The sequence below is a fragment of the Pseudomonas marginalis genome, assembly GCF_008692035.1.
GTDB classification, from domain to species: Bacteria; Pseudomonadota; Gammaproteobacteria; order Pseudomonadales; family Pseudomonadaceae; genus Aquipseudomonas; species Aquipseudomonas marginalis.
This window is the reverse complement of the sequence record NZ_VTFG01000001.1, coordinates 1,407,056-1,422,405: the sequence shown is the minus strand read 5'-3', so window position 1 is coordinate 1,422,405 and position 15,350 is coordinate 1,407,056. Positions and strand designations below refer to the sequence as shown.

General features: G+C 62.0%; 16 protein-coding genes. 6 read left to right on the top strand and 10 right to left on the bottom strand.

Annotated features, from left to right (window positions below):
* Positions 1-127: 127 nt before the first annotated feature.
* On the bottom strand, positions 128-1,072 hold the full coding sequence (locus tag FX984_RS06240) for an aliphatic sulfonate ABC transporter substrate-binding protein (protein ID WP_146477192.1): 945 nt from the start codon (positions 1,070-1,072) through the stop codon (positions 128-130).
* Between the two features lie 235 nt (positions 1,073-1,307).
* Between FX984_RS06240 and FX984_RS06235 the strand changes: the two genes are divergently transcribed.
* From FX984_RS06235 to FX984_RS06225, 3 genes are read left to right on the top strand one after another with little or no spacing between them, the layout of a single operon-like run.
* On the top strand, positions 1,308-2,366 hold the full coding sequence (locus FX984_RS06235; RefSeq protein ID WP_027607257.1) for an ABC transporter substrate-binding protein: 1,059 nt from the start codon (positions 1,308-1,310) through the stop codon (positions 2,364-2,366).
* Complete coding sequence (locus FX984_RS06230; RefSeq protein WP_146477194.1) at positions 2,353-3,342, top strand: ABC transporter permease; 990 nt, start codon at positions 2,353-2,355, stop codon at positions 3,340-3,342. Before FX984_RS06235 ends, FX984_RS06230 begins: the two co-directional genes overlap by 14 nt.
* Complete coding sequence (locus tag FX984_RS06225; protein WP_146477196.1) at positions 3,336-4,124, top strand: ABC transporter ATP-binding protein; 789 nt, start codon at positions 3,336-3,338, stop codon at positions 4,122-4,124. The genes FX984_RS06230 and FX984_RS06225 overlap by 7 nt, the downstream gene beginning before the upstream one ends.
* On the opposite strand, the gene FX984_RS06220 is transcribed toward FX984_RS06225, so the two are convergent.
* Positions 4,125-4,973: an AraC family transcriptional regulator gene (locus tag FX984_RS06220; protein ID WP_146477198.1), complete on the bottom strand. Its 849-nt coding sequence runs from the start codon at positions 4,971-4,973 to the stop codon at positions 4,125-4,127.
* A 110-nt stretch (positions 4,974-5,083) separates the two neighbouring features.
* Here FX984_RS06220 and FX984_RS06215 point away from each other — a divergent pair, with 110 nt between their 5' ends.
* Together FX984_RS06215 and glsB are read left to right on the top strand one after the other, a co-directional pair.
* Positions 5,084-5,494, top strand: coding sequence for a hypothetical protein (locus FX984_RS06215; RefSeq protein ID WP_027607253.1), 411 nt, complete (start codon positions 5,084-5,086; stop codon positions 5,492-5,494).
* A 347-nt stretch (positions 5,495-5,841) separates the two neighbouring features.
* Positions 5,842-6,750 (top strand): glutaminase B, encoded by a 909-nt coding sequence (glsB, locus tag FX984_RS06210; RefSeq protein ID WP_027607252.1) that lies wholly within the window; start codon positions 5,842-5,844, stop codon positions 6,748-6,750.
* Positions 6,751-6,787: 37 nt separating this feature from the next.
* Here glsB and FX984_RS06205 read toward each other — a convergent pair whose 3' ends face one another.
* The 6 genes from FX984_RS06205 to FX984_RS06180 all read right to left on the bottom strand — a co-directional run bounded on the left by FX984_RS06205 (position 6,788) and on the right by FX984_RS06180 (position 11,716).
* Positions 6,788-7,027, bottom strand: coding sequence for a DUF6124 family protein (locus FX984_RS06205; protein WP_027607251.1), 240 nt, complete (start codon positions 7,025-7,027; stop codon positions 6,788-6,790).
* Positions 7,028-7,357: 330 nt separating this feature from the next.
* Positions 7,358-8,122 carry a methanethiol S-methyltransferase gene (gene mddA, locus FX984_RS06200; RefSeq protein WP_391564238.1) on the bottom strand — a complete coding sequence of 255 codons (765 nt, stop codon included), beginning with the start codon at positions 8,120-8,122 and terminating at the stop codon, positions 7,358-7,360.
* A gap of 132 nt (positions 8,123-8,254) precedes the next feature.
* Complete coding sequence (locus FX984_RS06195) at positions 8,255-9,523, bottom strand: NAD(P)/FAD-dependent oxidoreductase (protein ID WP_146477202.1); 1,269 nt, start codon at positions 9,521-9,523, stop codon at positions 8,255-8,257.
* Positions 9,520-10,272 carry an amino acid ABC transporter ATP-binding protein gene (locus FX984_RS06190; protein ID WP_027607248.1) on the bottom strand — a complete coding sequence of 251 codons (753 nt, stop codon included), beginning with the start codon at positions 10,270-10,272 and terminating at the stop codon, positions 9,520-9,522. The genes FX984_RS06195 and FX984_RS06190 overlap by 4 nt, the downstream gene beginning before the upstream one ends.
* Positions 10,269-10,937 carry an ectoine/hydroxyectoine ABC transporter permease subunit EhuD gene (gene ehuD, locus FX984_RS06185; RefSeq protein WP_027607247.1) on the bottom strand — a complete coding sequence of 223 codons (669 nt, stop codon included), beginning with the start codon at positions 10,935-10,937 and terminating at the stop codon, positions 10,269-10,271. The genes FX984_RS06190 and ehuD overlap by 4 nt, the downstream gene beginning before the upstream one ends.
* Complete coding sequence (locus FX984_RS06180) at positions 10,934-11,716, bottom strand: ABC transporter substrate-binding protein (protein WP_092488726.1); 783 nt, start codon at positions 11,714-11,716, stop codon at positions 10,934-10,936. The genes ehuD and FX984_RS06180 overlap by 4 nt, the downstream gene beginning before the upstream one ends.
* 215 nt (positions 11,717-11,931) lie before the next feature.
* On the opposite strand from FX984_RS06180, the gene FX984_RS06175 reads away from it, so the two are divergent.
* A complete protein-coding gene (locus FX984_RS06175) occupies positions 11,932-12,711 on the top strand; it encodes an IclR family transcriptional regulator (protein ID WP_027607245.1) in 780 nt (259 codons plus the stop codon).
* Between the two features lie 211 nt (positions 12,712-12,922).
* Here the strand turns inward: FX984_RS06175 and FX984_RS06170 are convergent, their stop codons facing one another.
* Both FX984_RS06170 and FX984_RS06165 read right to left on the bottom strand, forming a co-directional pair.
* On the bottom strand, positions 12,923-14,167 hold the full coding sequence (locus FX984_RS06170; RefSeq protein ID WP_027607244.1) for a saccharopine dehydrogenase family protein: 1,245 nt from the start codon (positions 14,165-14,167) through the stop codon (positions 12,923-12,925).
* A 28-nt stretch (positions 14,168-14,195) separates the two neighbouring features.
* The gene (locus FX984_RS06165) at positions 14,196-15,293 is read right to left on the bottom strand and encodes a carboxynorspermidine decarboxylase (RefSeq protein ID WP_027607243.1); all 1,098 of its coding nucleotides are present in this window, start codon (positions 15,291-15,293) and stop codon (positions 14,196-14,198) included.
* Positions 15,294-15,350 lie beyond the last annotated feature (57 nt).

Below are 15,350 nucleotides of genomic sequence, written 5' to 3'. Positions count from 1 at the left end.
CGCCGATGAGCATAGGGATCTACATAACGTTGACTCAACGCTGAACGTCCGGCAGATAGGGCTGTTGTGGTGAGCGGGCTTGTCGAATCGTCGCACCGCCCCTCCCACATTGAGATCACACCCGCCTTCAAGGCCGCCAGGTCTGCACGTCCTTGGCATCCACCGCCTTGGGCAACAACCCCGCCTTGAAGAACGCATCGGCAATCTTCTGCTGCTCACCCAACTGCTCAATCGTCACCGGCTGCACCTGATAACTGCGGTGCGCATTCGCCGCTTCCACCGTGGCTGCATCCAGGTTGCCCCACAGCGGGCCGAGCACTTTGGCCGCGTCCTGCGGGTTGGTTTTTACCCAGTGGCCGGCGTTTTCAAGCTGCGCATACACCACCTTCAATACCTCCGGGTGCGCCTTGGCGTAGGGCGTGCCGGTCAGGTAGTAACGCTTGTAGCTGGCCAGCCCGGCACCGTCCGCCAGGGTGCGTGTCGGCAGTTGGCGCTGCACGCTGGTGAGGAAGGGCTCCCAGGTGACCCAGGCGTCCACCTTGTTGTTCTCGAACGCCGCGCGGCCATCGGCCGGCGACAGGTAAGCCGGCTCGATATCCGAGAACGCCAGGCCGGCCTTGGCCAGCGCGGCAATCAACAGATAGTGGGTGCCGGCGGCCTTGGTTACCGCGATCTTCTTGCCCTTCAAATCCGCTAACTGTTGGATCGGCGAGTCCTTGCGTACCACGATGGCCTGGGCCGAGGGCGAGGGCGCTTCCTGGGCGAAGTAGGTGAGTTTGGCCTGGGCGGCCTGGGCGAAGATCGGCACGGTGTCGGCCACGTCGGCGCTGATGTCCACATTGCCGACGTTCAGCGCTTCCAGCAGCGGCAGGCCGCTGGGGAACTCATGCCAGCTCACCTCGATGTTGTCGGCCTTGAGGGCTTTCTCCAGGGTGCCCTGGGTCTTCAGCAGGGTGATCAGCGTGGAGGATTTCTGGTAACCGATGCGCACGGTTTCCTGGGCGTGCGCACTGACGGCAACGGAAAGGGCCAGCAATCCTAATACAGCGGCGAGGGGACGACGGAGGGACATGGTGGGCTCGATCTTCAGCGAAATAGATCCAAGCTTAATGATCTGAAAACCATTCGATAAATACTCTTTCGATCTGAGCTTAGGGCGCTTTCAGCCGCTTCCTGCCCAGCGGGCATAACCATAGAATTATATGGTTCTTTCATAAAATTCAGTCGTTAATATAATCAAAATGGAATTTTTTTCGCTTTCGGCCTTTCTCTGGAGCGGGCTGACCCATTCAATAGGGATACTTCGCATGGCTGCTTTTGATCACCTGACCCGTCGCCGCCTCCTGGGCCTGGCCGGCCTGACCCTGGCGAGCCTGTCGCTGCCGCGCCTGGGCTTTGCCGCCGACGCACATGCCGGCCACAACATCGCCCAGGAGCCCGCCGGCACCGGTGAGTTCATCCGCCTCGACGCGCCGCGTAAACTCAAGCTGGCGGTCAACCTCAACGCGGTGTGCCTGGCGCCGGTGGTGATCGCCCATGGGCAAGGCTTCTTCAGTAAGCACAACCTGGACGTGGAGTTGGTCAACTTCGGTAACTCCACCGAGGTCTTGCTGGAAGCCATCGCCACCGGCAAGGCCGACGCAGGCGTGGGCATGGCGCTGCGCTGGCTCAAGGCCCTGGAGCAGGGCTTTGACGTGAAGCTCACCGCCGGCACCCATGGCGGTTGCCTGCGGTTGCTCAGTGCCGCCAACGGCGGTGTGAGCAAGCTGGAAGACCTCAAGGGCAAGGCCATCGGCGTGACCGACATGGCCAGCCCGGACCGCAATTTCTTTTCGATCCTGCTGAAAAAACACGGCGTCGACCCGGTGCGCGATGTGGAGTGGCGCCTGTACCCGGCCGACCTGCTCGGCACGGCGCTGGAGCGTGGCGAAGTGCAGGCGGTGAGCGGCAGTGACCCGTTCATGTACCGCCTGATCAAGTCCGGCGTGGCGCGGGAGTTGTCCACCAACCTGGTGGAGGAATACGCCAACCTCAGTTGCTGCGTGGTCGGCGTCACCGGCAAATTGGTGCGTGAAGACAAGCGCGTGGTCGCGGCGCTGACCCAGGCGATCCTTGAGGCCCATGACTATTCCGTGCAGCACCCGGAGGACGTCGCCAAAGGCTTCCAGGCCTACGCACTGAACACCTCCACCGAAGAAGTCCAGGCGATCCTCCACGACCACACCCACGGCCACCACGCGGTCGGGGCGGCGCTGACCCAGGAGATCACCACCTACGTCACCGACCTGAAAACCGTGGAAGTGATCAGCAAAGGCACCGACCCGATCGCGTTTGCCAAGGAGATCACCGCCGATGTCTTCAACTGACGCAACCGTCCTCAACCCGCCTGTGGCGCTCAAGCTCGGGTGGCAAGGCGCGGCGGTGGTGACGGCCTGGGTGGCCGTCGCGCTGCTGATCAGCTACTGGCCCAACGCGGTGCGCAATTGGCCGATGACCCAGGGCCTGGCCAACCTCTGTGTGGGCGTGGCGGCGTTGTTCATTGTGCTGAGCCTGCTGGGGCGCAGGCTGTCGACACTCGCGCTGCGCTTGCGCACGGCCGCGCCCTGGCTGATCGCCTTGCCGGTGCTTTTGGGCCTCTGGGAGTTGCTCACCGCCAAGCTTGCGCTGTTGCCGGTGCCATTCTTCGCGCCGCCCCAAGCCTTGCTCGCGGTGTACATCGAAGACTACCCACGCCTGGCCGACAGCCTGCTGCATTCGGCGCTGCTGCTGGGCTCGGGAGTGGCACTGGGCGCGGCCACCGGGTTTGTCGCCGGCGTCGCCATTGGCTGGTCCACGCGGATCGGCTACTGGCTGCACCCGGTGCTGCGCATCCTCGGCCCGGTGCCGTCGACGGCGTTGTTGCCGCTGTGTTTTTTCCTGTTTCCGAGCAGTTGGAGTGCGAGTGTGTTTTTGATCGCCCTGGCCACCTGGTTTCCGGTCACGGTGCTCACCTGGTCCGGCGTGGCCAGCGTCGATAAAGCCTATTACGACGTGGCGCGCACCCTTGGCGCCCGGCCGGGGTTTCTGATTTTCAAGGTGGCGATTCCCGCCGCGTTGCCTCACGTCTTCGTCGGCCTGTTCATGGGCCTGGGCGCCTCATTCTCAACCTTGGTGGTGGCGGAAATGATGGGAGTCAAATCCGGCATCGGCTGGTACCTGCAATGGGCCCAGGGCTGGGCGGCCTACGCGAACATGTACGCCGCACTGCTGATCATGGCGCTGGCCTGTTCGGGGTTGATCACCGGGTTGTTCCTGGTGCGTGATCGGTTGCTGGCCTGGCAGAAAGGAGCGATGAAATGGTAGCCCTGGCACACGCGGTATCGGCTTCGGAAGGATTGGCGCTGCGCATAGAAAACCTCAGCCATGGTTTTGCGCTGGACGGCCGGCATTTGCCGGTGTTGGAGCGGGTGTCCCTGGACGTGGCGCCGGGAGAGTTTGTGGCATTGCTCGGGCCGTCGGGTTGCGGCAAGTCCACCTTGCTGCGCCTGGTGGCGGGGCTGGAGCCGGCGGACTCCGGACGGCTGTTGGCCGATCGCGAACCCATCACCGGCCCGGACCCGAGCCGTGTGGTGGTGTTCCAGGACCCCACCCTGTACCCATGGCGTCGTGTGTGGGACAACGTCGCCCTCGGCCTCGAAGCCCAAGGCCTGCTCAAGACCCATTCGGCCAAGGTCGATGAGGCCCTGCACAAGGTCGGCCTTGGCCCGTTCGCCCGTGCCTATCCCCGGCAATTGTCCGGCGGCATGGCCCAGCGGGTGGCGTTGGCCCGTGCACTGGTCAACCAGCCGCGTTTGCTGATCCTCGACGAACCCCTGGGCAAACTCGACTCCCTGACCCGCATCACCATGCAAAAAGAGCTGATCGACCTGTGGCAGCGCCAGGGCTACACGGCCCTGCTGGTGACCCACGATGTGGAAGAAGCCTTGCTGCTGGCCAACCGGGTGATTGTGTTCAGCGACCGCCCGGCGAAGATCCAGGCACAGTTGAGCATCGATAGGCCGTATCCACGGCACCGGGACGATCCTTACCTGGTGGACCTGCGGCGGCAGATACTGGGCCTGCTGGGGTTGGGCGAAAACTGGTAGTCAGTGGGCGTCTTTCAGCGCAATGGCCTGGGTGGTCGTACTTGAGACACCGGCACGGTCCGCCAGGTAACGCGCGGGCGGCTGGCCCACCGCCTTGCGGAACATGGTGATGAAGCCACTGGCGTTTTCATAACCCAGGTCCAGGGCCACCCGTTGCACACTTTCACCCTTGGCCAGCCGTTGCAGGGACAGGATTACATGCAACTGCCGGCGCCAGCGGCCGAAACTCAGGCCCAATTCCTCCAGCAACAGGCGCGTCATGCTGCGCTCGCTCATGCCGATGCGCACCGCCCACTGGCCGAGGGTGGCTTTGTCGGTCGGGTCGGCCAGCAGGCTGTTGGCCAGGCGGCGCAAGCGTGCGTCCTGGGGCATGGGCAGGTGCAGGGCTTCGACCGGGGCGGCGGCCAGTTCATCCAGCAAGGTGCTGATCAAGCGGCCTTGGGCGCCGGCCTCGTCATAGAATTGCGGGAAGCTGACGGCCTTGCTGATCAGCTCGTGAAGCAACCCGGACACGGCCAGGGTGCAGCATTGCGGCGGCAGGGCGTGGGCGGCGTCGGGGTCGATCAACAGGCAATACACCTCGGCCTCGCCAGAGCCACGCGCCGCATGGGGCGTGCCGCCGGGAATCCACAGTGCACACTGGGGCGGCACGATCCAGATTCCCGCTTCGATTTCACAGTGGATGACCCCGCGCAGGGTGTACATCAACTGGCCCTTGCGGTGGGCGTGCTGGGCATGTTCCCAGGTGTCCGACGTGCTGGTGGCGCCCACGGCCACCACGGCGCGGGGGAACAGGTCGGCGTCCTCGGCCATCAACGGGTCGAGCAGATCAAGACGGTGGTGCTTCATGGCGGAGATCGCAGATTGGCCGGATTGCGAAACAGTCTGGCTATTCTGTGCAATGCCGTCCAGGGGTTCGAGCTTTATATTGAGATCCACTCTCATTAAGGAGCTTTGCCATGCGACTCGACAGCACAACATTCCCCGTGGTGAAAATCGTCTTCGATGCGCCGAACCAAGGCGGGCCGGAAGACGCCTTCCGGGTCTTCGAAGACCTGTTGGCACGCCAGCAATCCTTCCTGCTGCTGCACGAAAAAGCCGTGGACGAAACCCATCACGAACATTCCCATGAACAGCGCAAGCAAGCCTCGATCTGGATGAAGAAGCACCGACAAGCGCTGCGCACGTTCGTCAAGGGCATGATCCAGGTCGAGCCCAGCGCGGCCAAACGCCTGGCACTCAAGCCGTTTGCGCAGATGTTCGGCAAGGCCTGGGGCTACCCGTTGCTGGTGGTGGAATCCAAGGACCAGGCCTGGGCACTGGCGCGGGATGTGCTGGATGAGCGGGTGTCGGATGTGGCGTATTTTTGAACGGACGCGACCCGACTCTCTCTGTGGTGAGCGGGCTTGCCCCGCGCTGGGCTGCGCAGCGGCCCCAAAACCAGGCGCTTAGGCGTGCCTGATACACCGCATTCGTCTTCATCAGGGGCGCTTCGCACCCCAACGCGGGCAAGCCCGCTCGCCACAGGGGCAGGTCTTTCTCGCCGGTCGGGGGCTGGCCAAGCTGCGTTATCACCTGGCATTGCAGCTGTTGCTGATCCTGGTTTATTTGGTGGTGGCCGAGCGAGTGGTAGAGATTGTGTGGGGCTTCCGCGCCCATTGAAGTATCCTCCGCACCCCGCTTTCCACCGATTCAAAGACAGATGACAGGACAAGACATGCAGGCGCTGCTGGAGTCGATCCTCGACGAAGTGCGCCCCCTGATCGGCCTCGGCAAAGTCGCCGACTACATTCCCGCGCTGGCCGATGTACCGGCAAACCAACTGGGTATTGCGGTATACGGCAATGACGGCTCGGCCTACCGCGCCGGTGACGCCGATACGCTGTTCTCGGTGCAGAGCATTTCCAAGGTGTTCAGCCTGGTGCAGGCCATTGACCATGGCGGTGAAACCATCTGGGAACGCCTGGGCCACGAGCCTTCGGGGCAGCCGTTCAACTCGTTGGTGCAACTGGAATTCGAACGCGGCCGCCCGCGTAACCCCTTCATCAATGCTGGCGCGCTGGTGATCTGCGACATCAACCAATCACGCTTTGCCGTGCCGATCCTGTCGATGCGCGACTTCGTGCGGCGCCTGTCGGGCAACCCGCAGATCCTGGTCAACAGCGTGGTCGCCGACTCCGAAGCCCAGCACGGCGCACGCAACGCGGCCATGGCCTACCTGATGAAATCCTTCGGCAACTTCCACAACGATGTGGATGCGGTGCTGCACAGCTACTTCAACTACTGCGCCCTGCAGATGAGCTGCCTGGACCTGGCCAAGGCGTTCAGCTTCCTCGCCAACGAGGGCACCAGTGCCCACAGCGGCGAACAGATCCTTACCGCGCGGCAGACCAAGCAAGTCAACTCGATCATGGCCACCAGCGGGCTGTATGACGAGGCGGGCAACTTTGCCTACCGCGTGGGCTTGCCGGGCAAGAGCGGTGTGGGCGGCGGCATTGTCGCGGTGGTGCCGGGGCAGTTTACGGTGTGCGTGTGGTCGCCGGAGTTGAACGCGGCGGGGAACTCGCTGGCGGGGATCAAGGCACTGGAGTTGTTGAGTGAGCGGATTGGGTGGTCGGTGTTTTGAGATCGTTCCCACGCGCGTGGGAACGATCATCTGAGTGTCATGCCGCTGGATGGGCGTCATCCAATGCTTTGTCCACCAACAATTGCACACCTTCCAGCATTCGGCAGATGCCCAACGCCACATTGCGTTGTGCGCCGTCGATTTCAAAGGCCAGGTGCGTGGCGATGTCGGTGATGGAGGATAGATCCTGGGAGGCGTTGACCAGCAGGGTTTCCGTGCCCAGGTCGGGGCGCACGGTGAAGAGTTTTTCTGGGGGATTGGGGCTGTCTTTGATCATGGTGAAGCTCCTTTGTAAATGGGGCTGCCACGATTCGCGGTCAATCGAAGAGGGTGGCAGCTGTACGCGGGTTGACCGACCGGCCCAAAGAACAAAACCGGCATACCCTAAGGTATCCCGCGTACAGCTGCCGCGACACGATACATCAGACGTAAAAAAACGCCTAAGCTCGGGGTTGGCGCAGTTGCTCTTTGAAGTCGGACGGTCAAATCCGGTCGCTGAATGGGCAGCGACGGCACAGAGGTTAGTCAGCCAAGTTCCGAGCGACAACCTGAAACAGTCGTGGGATAAGTCCTAGGGAACTCATGGTCAGACGCCACAAACGCCTATTCAGCGCCCTTTTTTGCGCGTCTTCGACCCCGGCAAAATCATGCCCACCTCTTGCTGGTAGCGCCGATACCGCTCACCAAACAACGCCACCAGGTCCTTTTCTTCAAAGCAGGCGCCAATGAAGAGGTAAACCGTCATCCCTGTCGCAAACAACAGGTGCCCGGCCGTCATGTGCGGCGTTGCCCAAAAAGCGATCAGGAAACCCAGGTACAGCGGGTGACGCACGATCCTGTAAAACAGCGGCGTCCTGAATACTGGCGCCTGTGGTGTGGTTTTGCGCCAACGGTCGATAGCCTGCTTGAGCCCGAACAGTTCGAAGTGGTCGATCAAAAAGGTTGCCAGTAAAGCGATGCCCCAGCCCAGCCAGAACAGGCCCATCAACAGGGCCTTGGCCCACGTCGTTTCAGCCTTCCAGACGGTGAGCGGCATCGGTTGCCACAGCCAGAACATCAGCACCAGCACCAGGCTGCTGAGCAGCACATACGTGGAGCGTTCCACGGACGTCGGAATGACTGCCGCCAGCCACTGCTTGAAACCTTTGCGCGCCATGGCCGTGTGCTGGACGCCGAATAGCAGGATCAGCGCGCCGTTGATCAGCACGGCGACTGGCCACGCCACGTGGGGGCCATCGTTGATGTTCTTGGGCACCGCCACGCTGCCGACGAACCCGATCAAATACAAACACGTGAACAGGAACGCCAAATAGCAGCAGGTGCTGTACACCAGCCCGATGACACGGGCGGTGCGAGTGTTGTCGAGTTGCATGAGCATGCCTTTCCCACAGGATGAATAGACCGCAAACCCGCAGGTCAGCCAGTCCATGGCTAAGCCTAGCGGGTTTTGCGTACCAAAGGACCTGTGAGGGATAACGGTTTTCGGCGCTCCTGCAATTAGGACTCAGCTGATATTGAGCCGATCCAACAAGCTGTACCAAGCCACCCCCGCACCAATGTAAAACCGCTGCAATCCGTGCATCGGCAAGCGTTGCAGCGGCGTGACCGGGTAGGCAAATTCAGCCTTGCTGTCGCACAACCGCCCGGCCAGTTGCTGCCCCAGGCTTGTACATAATGCGATACCGCGGCCATTGCAGCCCAGCGCCAAGGTCAGCCCCGGTGCCGGTTCGTGGACATGGGGCATGAAGTCCCGCGTGATTGCGATACGCCCGGCCCAGCGGTACTCAAATTCCAGCGGGCCCAATTGCGGAAAGAGCAGCGCCAGGGAGCGCTCCAGGTGGGCAAAATCGGCCGGTGACGTGGGGTCGTTGAACAACCCGCGTCCGCCCATCAGTAAGCGCCCATGACTGTCTTTGCGAAAGTACAGCAGCAGCCGTTGTGCGGTGGACACGGTTTCCTGTCCCGGCAAGATACTCTCTGCCGCACGCCCACGCAGCGGTTTGGTGGCGACGATAAAACTGTTCGCCGCGAGGATGCTTTGCGCCATGCCCGGCCACAGGCTGCCGCTGTAGCCATTGGTGGCCAGCACCACTTGATCGGCCATCACCTGCGCACCGCCAGCGGTCTGCAGTTGCCATCCCGGGCCCTGGCGCTGTAACCCTGTCACTGCGCTGTGACCATGAATCCGAACACCCGCCGTCAACGCCGCGCCGACCAGCCCACGGGCATACGCCAGCGGCTGAATCGCCCCGGCGCGGCCATCCAGCCAGCCGCCGGCGAATGCCTCGCTGCCCATGCGCGATGCCACCGCCGCCGCATCCAGGCGCTGTACCGGCACGCCGCGCCGCGCCCATTGCTCGGCTCGCGCATGCAGGCCGGCCACGCCCTTTTGCGTGTACGACACCTGCATCCAGCCTTTGCGCACCGGCGCGCAATCAATGCCGTGCCTGTCGATCAACGTGAACACCAGGTCCGCCGAGTTCGACACTGTCGAGATCAACGGCTCGGCCTGCTCCGGCCCATACATCTGCACCAGTTGCTCCGGGTCGTACTTGAGCGTCGGGTTGACCTGCCCGCCATTGCGTCCCGATGCGCCCCAGCCGGGCTCATTGGCTTCCAGCACGCACACGCTGACCCCGCGCTCGGCCAGATGCAGGGCTGTCGACAGGCCGGTATACCCCGCGCCGACAATCGCCACATCCACTTTCACCGACTCACCCAGCGCAGGCGTCAGCACCACGGAGGGCGCCGTCGCCGACCACAATGATTTCATGACAGGCTCCGCGTGTTGCCGGTGGGGTGCAGCACGCGCCGCAGGAAGTCCTGGGTACGTGCATGCTGTGGATCGCCCAGCACCTGCTCGGCCGGGCCGCTCTCGACGATGTAGCCGCCATGCAGGAAGCACACGCGGTCGGCGACTTCGCGGGCAAAGCCCATTTCGTGGGTGACCACGATCATGGTCATGCCTTCGTCGGCCAGGGTGCGCATTACCGCCAGGACATCGCCCACCAGTTCCGGGTCGAGGGCCGAGGTGGGTTCGTCGAACAGCATGGCTTCAGGTTTCATCGCCAGGGCGCGGGCGATGGCCACGCGTTGCTGCTGGCCGCCGGAGAGCTGTTCGGGGTAGGCGTCGGCCTTGGCGCTCAGGCCCACCTTGTCCAGCAACACCAGGGCCTCTTCGCGGGCCTGCTTGAGCGGTTCGCCTTTGACATACACCGGACCTTCCATCACGTTTTCCAGCACGGTGCGGTGGGGGAACAGGTTGAAGCGCTGAAACACCATGCCCATGCGGCTGCGCAACGCGTGCACGGTTTTGCTGCCGCGTTGCACGGTTTCGCCGAACACGTTGATGTGGCCGCCATCGTAGGCTTCCAGCGCGTTGATGCAGCGCAGCAGGGTGGATTTGCCCGAGCCCGAGGGGCCGATCAGGCACACCACTTCGCCCTTGGCCACGTCGAGGTCAACGCCGTGCAGGACGCGGTGGCTGCCGTAATGTTTTTGCAACTGACGAATCTCGATCATGCTTTTTTCCTCCGCCCCAGGTGCTGCTCCATACGACGCAGGCCATACACCAGCGGCAGGCTCATCAGCAGGTAGAGCAGGGCGACCAGGGTGTAGACGGTCATGTTCTGGAAGGTCGACGAGGCGATCAGTTGGCCTTGGCGGGTCATCTCGGCGACGGTGATGGTGGACACCAGGGACGAATCCTTGAGCATCATCACCAGGGTGTTGCCGTAGGGCGGCAGGGCGATGCGAAATGCCTGGGGCAGGATCACCCGGCGCATCATCAGCGCCGAGCGCATGCCCAGGGCTTCGGCGGCTTCACGCTGGCCCTGTTCCACGGCAATGATGCCGGTGCGGAAGTTCTCGGCCTGGTATGCCGAGTAGGCGATGCCCATGCCGATCACCCCGGCGTAGAACGCCGTGAGGTGCACGCCCATGTCCGGTAGCACGAAGTAGATGTAGAACAGCTGCACGATGATCGGCAGGCCACGGATCACGTTGATGATGGTGCTGGCCACCCACGACAGCGTGCGAATCGGCGACAGCTTGAGCAGCGCCAGCACCAGGCCGATTGCACTGCTGAGCAGGAACGACAGCACGGTGATCTGGATCGTCACCCAGGCGCCCTGCAGCAGAATCGGCAGGAAGTCCCGGGCGTTTTGCAGGAACTCGGCCGGGTTCATGGGCGCACCTGGGTATCAAGTCCCCACTTCTTGAGGATGCTGTCCAGGGTACCGTCGGCCTTGATGCCGGCGATGGCGGTGTTCAGGCGCCCGAGAGTTTGCGCATCGCCTTTGCGTACCACCAGGCAGACTTCGCCGACGTTGGTGGGCTGGTAGTCGGGGGCGAGCTTCACGCCTTTGAACAGCTTCTGGCGAATCTGGTAGGCCACCACCGGCTGGTCGCCGACCGCCGCCTTGATGCGCCCCAGGGACAGGTCGCGGACCATCTCGCCGATGGAGTCGTAGGTGCGAATCTCCTTGAAGATCCCCAGCTTGTTCAGTTGGTCGTAGAACACCGTGCCGGCCTGTACGCCGACCACCTGATCCTTGAGCGGCGTGAGGTCGGGGTAGGCGGCGCTGTCGTCGGCATTGATGATCAGGCCCTCACCGTAGGCGTACACCGGGGCGCTGAAGTCGACGACCTTGGTGCGCTCTTCGGTCTTGAGCATGCCGGCGGAAATGAAGTCGAGCTTGCCGGAGGTGAGGGAGGGGATCAGCGCAGCGAAGTTGGTCTGTTCGATCTGGCTGGTGAAGCCGCCGGCCTTGCCCACGGCCTCGGCGACGTCGACCATCACGCCCTGGATGCTGTTGGTCTTGATATCGAGGAAGGTGAACGGCGACCCACTGGCGGTTGCACCGACTTTGTACGTGGACGCACTTTCTGCGTGCGCGGCGCTGACGCAGAGTGTGGCGCACACACCGAAGGCAAGGCGGCGAAACAAGGGCGAAAGACTGTTCATCGGGCTACTCCAGAAGGAAAACGGAAAGTCAGTACCGCGAGCGGTTACCGATGAAATCGCAAGCTCTGTGCCATTTCGATTCAAATAAATCGAATTACGTTATATAAAATCGACAAAATGAACCATTCGTATCGATATGCGATATTTAATGGTCTATTTTTGTGATTTGGAGTAGTAATATCGCCACGCCTGACCCACTTGAACGCGAGTCCGCCATGTCCGAAGAACGCAACAGTCTGCACAACCAATCCCTGGAAAAAGGCCTGTCGGTGCTCAAGGCATTCAGCGCCCAGCGCCGCAGCATGAGCCTTGCAGAGGTGGCCGAGGCCGCTGGCATGACCAAAAGCTCGGCCCAGCGCATGGTGTTTACCCTTGAAAGCCTGGGTTACCTTCGGAAACACTCCCGCACACGGCATTACCAACTCACCCCCCGGGTGCTGGAGTTGGGGTTCAGCTACCTGGATGCGCATTCATTGATCGAGGTGGCCAACCCGTTTCTGTCGGAACTGACCCGGCTGACCGGCGAGACCTCGTGCCTGACCGAGCCGGCGGGCTACGACATGACCTATATCGCGCGCTTTGTCAGCGCGGGTTTTGTACCGGTGCATATGCCGATCGGCTCGCGGGTGCCGATGTACTGTACGGCGTCGGGGAGGGCGTATCTGAGTGCATTGCCGCAGGAGGAGGCGTTGGCGCTGATCGAGCACAGCCAGCGGGTGGCACACACCAGCCAGACGTTGACGGACGTGGCGGGCATTCTGGAATCGTTGCAGCAGGTGCGCGAGCAGGGCTATGCGGTGAATGCCCAGGAGCTGTTCCTCGGCGACATGACCATCGGCGCGCCGGTGCTGGGCGCCAATGGCCGGCCGGTGGCGGCGGTGCATGTGGTGGCGCCGACCAGTCGGTGGAGCAGGGCGGATGCGGAGAAGCAGCTGGCGCCGGCGTTGTTGCAGTGTTCAAGGGCGTTGAGCAATTCGGCGCGCAACCTGGAGTAACCCGCTCTCAAGAACACAGCAAATCCAATGTGGGAGCGGGCTTGCTCGCGAATGCGGTGTATCAGTCGCCAGATGCAGTGACTGGCACACCGCATTCGCGAGCAAGCCCGCTCCCACATTTTGATCTTCATCATTCTTTGAGATTGGTGTGAGCCCCAACAAAAAATGCGCCCCTTCGGGCGCATTTTTTTGTTCGGTCAACTATCGCCTATCAGGCAATCGCATCCCAGGCCCGGTCACCGTTCTCGTCTTTGATGCGAGTCGGCAAACCCATCACGTCCAGCGCCTTGAGGAACGGCTCAGCCGGCAGTTCCTCGACGTTAGCCATGTGTTTCACATCCCACTCGCCACGGGCGACCAGCAACGCGGCGGCTACCGGTGGAACGCCTGCGGTGTAGGAGATGCCCTGGCTGTCGGTCTCGGCGAAGGCTTCTTCGTGATCCGCCACGTTGTAGATGAACATCTCACGCGGCTGGCCATCCTTGGTGCCTTTGACCAGGTCGCCGATGCAGGTCTTGCCGGTGTAGCCCGGGGCCAGGGAAGACGGGTCAGGCAGCACGGCCTTGACCACTTTCAACGGCACCACTTCCAGGCCTTCGGCGGTGGTGACCGGCTTCTCGGAGAGCAGGCCGAGGTTTTTCAGCACGGTGAACACGTTGATGTAGTGTTCGCCGAAGCTCATCCAGAAACGCACGTTGGGCACGTCGAGGTTTTTCGACAGCGAGTGCACTTCATCGTGGCCGGTGAGGTAGAGGTTCTGCGAACCCACGACCGGCAGGTCGTCGGTGCGTTTGACTTCGAACATGGTGTTGCTGGTCCACTGGCTGTTCTGCCAGCTCCACACCTGCCCGGTGAATTCGCGGAAGTTGATTTCCGGATCGAAATTGGTGGCGAAGTATTTGCCATGGGAGCCGGCATTGACGTCGAGGATGTCGATCGAATCAATGCGGTCGAAATGCTGTTGCTGCGCCAGCGCGGCATACGCGTTGACGACACCCGGGTCGAAGCCCACGCCAAGGATGGCGGTGATGTTCTTCTGTTTGCACTCTTCCAGGTGGTTCCATTCGTAGTTGCCGTACCACGGCGGGGTCTCGCAGACCTTGCCCGGCTCTTCGTGGATGGCGGTGTCGAGGTAGGCGACGCCGGTGTCGATGCAGGCACGCAGTACCGACATGTTGAGGAACGCGGAACCCACGTTGATGACGATCTGGGATTCGGTCTCGCGGATCAGGGCCTTGGTCGCTTCCACGTCCAGGGCGTTGAGCGCGAAGGCCTGGATGTCGGCGGGAACCTTGAGGCTACCCTTGGCCTTGACGCTGTCGATGATGGCCTGGCATTTGGAGATGTTGCGCGACGCGATAGCAATACGACCGAGTTCGTCGTTGTGCTGCGCGCACTTGTGGGCCACCACCTTGGCGACACCTCCTGCACCAATGATAAGAACGTTCTTTTTCAATTGCTTTATCTCTCCTTTATCCGCCAGCTTACGAAAGGCTGGACAGGTAGTCGTCGTAACCAAATTCACGAACCACTTCGACTGTACCGTCGAGTTGTTTCACTACGATGGACGGCATTTTCAGGCCGTTGAACCAATTTTTCTTGACCATGGTGTAGCCCGCGGTGTCGATGAACGACAGCCGATCGCCGATGGCCAGCGGACGATCAAATTGATACTCGCCGAAGATGTCCCCGGCCAGGCAGGATTTGCCGCACACCATGTAGGTGTGTTCGCCCTCGCTCGGCGCCAGCTTGGCGTTGAGGCGATAGATCAGCAGGTCCAGCAGGTGGGCTTCGATGGAGCTGTCGACGACGGCGAGGTTTTTGCCGTTGTAGAGGGTGTCGAGCACGGTGACTTCCAGGGAGGCGCTGTTGGTGATCGCCGCTTCGCCGGGTTCCAGGTAGACCTGCACGTCGTACTTCTGCGAGAACGCCTTGAGGCGCTGGCAGAAGGCGTCGATGGCATAGCCTTCACCGGTGAAGTGGATGCCGCCGCCGAGGCTGACCCAGTTGACCTTGTGCAGCAGCGCGCCGAAGCGTTCTTCGATGGTGTTGAGCATCTGGTCGAACAGGTTGAAGTCGCCGTTCTCGCAGTTGTTGTGGAACATGAAGCCGGAGATCTGCTCGATCACGCCTTCAATCTTCACCGGGTCCCATTCGCCCAGGCGGCTGAACGGACGCGCCGGGTCGGCCAGCAGGTAGTCGGAGCTGCTCACCTGCGGGTTGACGCGCAGGCCGCGGGTCTTGCCTTCGCTGCGCTCGGCAAAACGCTGCAGCTGGCTGATGGAGTTGAAGATGATCTTGTCGCAGTTATCGAGCATCTCTTCGATTTCATCGTCGGCCCAGGCCACGCTGTAGGCGTGCGCCTCACCTTCGAACTTCTGGCGGCCGAGCTTCAACTCGTACAGCGACGACGAGGTGGTGCCGTCCATGTATTCCTGCATCAGGTCGAACACCGACCAGGTGGCAAAGCACTTGAGCGCCAGCAGGGCCTTGGCGCCGGACTGCTCGCGCACGTAAGCAATCTTCTGCATGTTGACCAGAAGCTTCTGTTTATCGATGAGGTAGTACGGCGTTTTGATCATTTTTGAGAGCCTGCGGCGGTGCCTGCCAAAAAAGGACACGCATTGTGCCCGCACTTG

Coding starts and splice junctions, on each gene's coding strand:
- FX984_RS06240 (WP_146477192.1), bottom strand. CDS start 1,072: ATGTCCCTCCGTCGTCCCCTCGCCGCTGTATTAGGATTGCTGGCCCTT.
- FX984_RS06235 (WP_027607257.1), top strand. CDS start 1,308: ATGGCTGCTTTTGATCACCTGACCCGTCGCCGCCTCCTGGGCCTGGCC.
- FX984_RS06230 (WP_146477194.1), top strand. CDS start 2,353: ATGTCTTCAACTGACGCAACCGTCCTCAACCCGCCTGTGGCGCTCAAG.
- FX984_RS06225 (WP_146477196.1), top strand. CDS start 3,336: ATGGTAGCCCTGGCACACGCGGTATCGGCTTCGGAAGGATTGGCGCTG.
- FX984_RS06220 (WP_146477198.1), bottom strand. CDS start 4,973: ATGAAGCACCACCGTCTTGATCTGCTCGACCCGTTGATGGCCGAGGAC.
- FX984_RS06215 (WP_027607253.1), top strand. CDS start 5,084: ATGCGACTCGACAGCACAACATTCCCCGTGGTGAAAATCGTCTTCGAT.
- glsB (WP_027607252.1), top strand. CDS start 5,842: ATGCAGGCGCTGCTGGAGTCGATCCTCGACGAAGTGCGCCCCCTGATC.
- FX984_RS06205 (WP_027607251.1), bottom strand. CDS start 7,027: ATGATCAAAGACAGCCCCAATCCCCCAGAAAAACTCTTCACCGTGCGC.
- mddA (WP_391564238.1), bottom strand. CDS start 8,122: ATGCAACTCGACAACACTCGCACCGCCCGTGTCATCGGGCTGGTGTAC.
- FX984_RS06195 (WP_146477202.1), bottom strand. CDS start 9,523: ATGAAATCATTGTGGTCGGCGACGGCGCCCTCCGTGGTGCTGACGCCT.
- FX984_RS06190 (WP_027607248.1), bottom strand. CDS start 10,272: ATGATCGAGATTCGTCAGTTGCAAAAACATTACGGCAGCCACCGCGTC.
- ehuD (WP_027607247.1), bottom strand. CDS start 10,937: ATGAACCCGGCCGAGTTCCTGCAAAACGCCCGGGACTTCCTGCCGATT.
- FX984_RS06180 (WP_092488726.1), bottom strand. CDS start 11,716: ATGAACAGTCTTTCGCCCTTGTTTCGCCGCCTTGCCTTCGGTGTGTGC.
- FX984_RS06175 (WP_027607245.1), top strand. CDS start 11,932: ATGTCCGAAGAACGCAACAGTCTGCACAACCAATCCCTGGAAAAAGGC.
- FX984_RS06165 (WP_027607243.1), bottom strand. CDS start 15,293: ATGATCAAAACGCCGTACTACCTCATCGATAAACAGAAGCTTCTGGTC.